General features: G+C 34.6%; 3 protein-coding genes. All 3 read left to right on the top strand.

What is annotated here, in order from left to right:
* The first annotated feature begins 228 nt into the window (after positions 1–228).
* Positions 229–630, top strand: a complete 402-nt coding sequence (locus tag Q0A18_RS05510; RefSeq protein WP_159109202.1) for a hypothetical protein — start codon at positions 229–231, stop codon at positions 628–630.
* Between the two features lie 65 nt (positions 631–695).
* The gene (locus Q0A18_RS05505; RefSeq protein ID WP_024566394.1) at positions 696–2,636 is read left to right on the top strand and encodes a phage baseplate assembly protein V; all 1,941 of its coding nucleotides are present in this window, start codon (positions 696–698) and stop codon (positions 2,634–2,636) included.
* An 11-nt stretch (positions 2,637–2,647) separates the two neighbouring features.
* Positions 2,648–3,250: hypothetical protein (locus Q0A18_RS05500; RefSeq protein WP_292009175.1), on the top strand; the 603-nt coding region annotated here is incomplete at its 3' end.

The following is a 3,250-nucleotide window of genomic DNA, read 5'->3' as shown; positions in this document are numbered from 1 at the left end:
GATTTAGACAAATTAAATCAATCGAGGGTAGAATGATGTTAATATTCTACACTACTTAGTATATAAAAATGGCCTTCCCATTTCAAAAAAGTATGCAATCGTAATAAGACTCAAATTTGACAATTGGGTATTTATAAATTAAGAGACTTACTAGTGGTACAGAGCCTCTTTAAGTAAGCCAAATAAAAGCCTTTTTCTTTGGCTAAAAAATAGAAAATTTATTGTAATATGAAATTAACATTTGATCGTTGGGAAAGAAATACCTACGACACAAAAGTTATCGATGAAAAGAAATTCCATGATATTGAGAATTATATTATCCGTCTGGATGGAATGGAATTTACTGAGATACTTTTAGAAGAGGATAATACATCCTTATATATTTGCGGTAATGGTGAACAATATATTATATCGTTCAATGCCGGTAAGTCTAATTTTGATTTAGAAAATGATGAAAATAGGCATACTTCCACTAAGAAGATAGAGCTAATGATTAGAAAAGAACTCAATACATACTCTGCAAGAAAGGTTTTAGCAATAGAGGATGCCCTGAAAGCAGCAGAGTATTATTTTGAATTTAAAGATAAAGATACCTCTCTGAGATGGAAAGAGATTAAAAGTAAAAAATAGGATGAAAATTTATTTGATTTTTCTATAATCCATAAGTAAGAAAACACTAAAAATACACAATCAATATGAAAAAGAAAAATACTCCGGAATCGGCCTTCTTTAGACCTGATGGATATAAGGCTCCAGATAATTCCAATGCCATCAAAGAAAATAATATCATAGGAATAAACCGCATTGTGAAATTAGAAGTCATAATAAATGGTAAGATAATTTCACATTTTAAGCATTTTAAGCTCAAGCAAAGCACTAGGAAACATCATAAGTTTGAACTTACTTTGTCTCATGATAGTCTGGAAACTAGACAAAGCCACACATTGGAAGATGCTAACAAATTTTTAGGTAATCGACTGACGGTTAAAATTCTGTATAAAGATGTTGAGCAGAGCCCGGAGAGGGTTTTTGTTGGTGTAATTACCAAAGTAGGATTCAGCCAGGAGCATCACAGTCTTGGAAACATTGTTCTGAAGGGATTCAGTCCAACAATATTACTGGATGCAGCCCCGCATACCCAAAGCTTCGGAGGAGATCAGCCTGTGAATATGGGGATTATTGCCAATGAGGTAATCAAACAAGGTATAGATAAAGGTAAATTTGATTATCGTATAGATGCCAAGGCTTCTTCACAGATCCTTTACAGTACACAATATGATGAAACCCATTATAATTATCTGTGCCGAATGGCAGAAGCTTATGGTGAACAGTTTTTTTATGATGGTGAAGTGTTGCACTTCGGGAATTTACCACCACAGAATAAAACACTGGAGCTTGTATATGGTAGTAATGTTTCCGGAATTAATGTAGAAATAAAAGCCGTTCATATTAATCCTAATTTTTACGGATATAACAGCAGCAGTAATGCAAAGCTTACTTCAGGGGAAACTCCGGTTGCTCATAAAGGAGATTTAGCTCAAACAGCATATAGAAATAATAAAGGAATCTTTAAAACACCATCCCTTCGTATTGCTCCTATCAAAGCCAGAACTGATATGGATGTTACCAATTCACAAACGAGTACTGCGGGAAGCCAGGCAGTAGAAGTTTTTACAGTTTCAGGGGAAACAACAGTTCCTTTCCTGTATCCCGGATGTGTTGCCGATCTTAAAATGAGAAAAGAAGACAGCAATGAGACTACTTATTTCACTAAAGTAATGGTTACGGAAGCAATTCATGAAATAGATACTTTGGGACATTATACAGGACGTTTTGAAGCCATTGCGGCAGATACCGGATTTTTACCCAAACCTGAATTTACAATTCCGTCAGCACAGCCACAGATTGCCACAGTTATTTCCAATGCTGATCCTGAAGGGCAGGGTAGAGTTCAGGTAAGGTTTGACTGGCAGATGAATGATATTACGAACTTTATCAGAGTTATGAGTCCTGATGCAGGTGGAACTGATCAGATTACTCAGAACCGTGGTTATGTTGCCATTCCGGAAATAGGAGATCAGGTTATGGTTAACTTTGTTCATAGCCATCCGGACAGACCTTTTGTCATGGGAGGAATGTTTCATGGTGGAGTTGGTTTGGGTGGTGGTGCAAGTAACCGGATAAAGTCCATTCAAACAAGAAGTGGTCACAGGGTAGTATTTACAGAGGATGAAAGTATTATCATTACAGATAAAAGCGGAAATGAGATTCATTTGGACACGACGGGAAGTAATATTAATATTACAGCACCAGAGACAATGACTCTAAACTGTAAGAATATGAATATTATTGTAAGTGAGAATATGAATACTTCAGTGGGGATGAATAAGAGTAACTCAGTGGGAATGAATATTACAGAAACTGCGGGAGCAAATATCTGGCAGAATGCAACATTAGATTATAGTTTGAATGCAACAAATATACTTAAGATAGCAAGCGAGAATTATTCTTATGATGCGAAAGATATTCATAAAAATGCTGCGGAGGGAATTGAAGTAGCAGCTTCAAAGGATTATGTTCAGAATAGTGAAGGGACTATTCATAATTTGTCTGGAGAGAAAGGTCATAATGCATAAATCTTAAAAAGATGGAAAAGCAAGATCAAAAAAAGAAAGGACAAATACAAATATTTGCAAAGAATATAAAAGGTAATGCAAGTGGTTGTATCTTGGAAGAAAGTGGTTATACTAAAAATACAGCAAGCGGAAAACATATTCAGAATGGGTGTGTCGGTGGAGTGAATAACGATGTCAATAACCCGAGAAAAAATGCAATATTAAAAGTTTTAGAAGTTAATGGTCCCGATACAATTGAAGGAGGAAAAAATTATGATTTTGTTGTTACTAAATTTAGTAAGAATAAAGAGGATTTGACTATAAATGATTTGAATAGGGTACAATGGAGAATTAGTTATGATAACGGTGCTCTTATAGGGTTTAAGGATGATAAGAACGGAAATACATTTATTGATTCAGATAAGAAGACTGCAATAAAAAGAGTCCATTTTATATCTGAATACTTATTAGGAGTAAAGCAAATAAAAATATTTGCCTTTATTACTGAGCCCAATGAAAGTGTTTGTTCTAATTCCGATTTTATATTACCAAGCGGAGTTTTTGTTTGGACTGAAACTGTAGGTACAGGGCATACATTTTTAACTATACACAAAGATAATATTGTTACTTTATTT

Source organism: Chryseobacterium sp., from assembly GCF_022712095.1.
Lineage (GTDB): Bacteria > Bacteroidota > Bacteroidia > Flavobacteriales > Weeksellaceae > Chryseobacterium.
The sequence above is the reverse complement of the archived record's forward strand: the minus strand, read 5'-3'. Positions and strand labels throughout refer to the sequence as shown.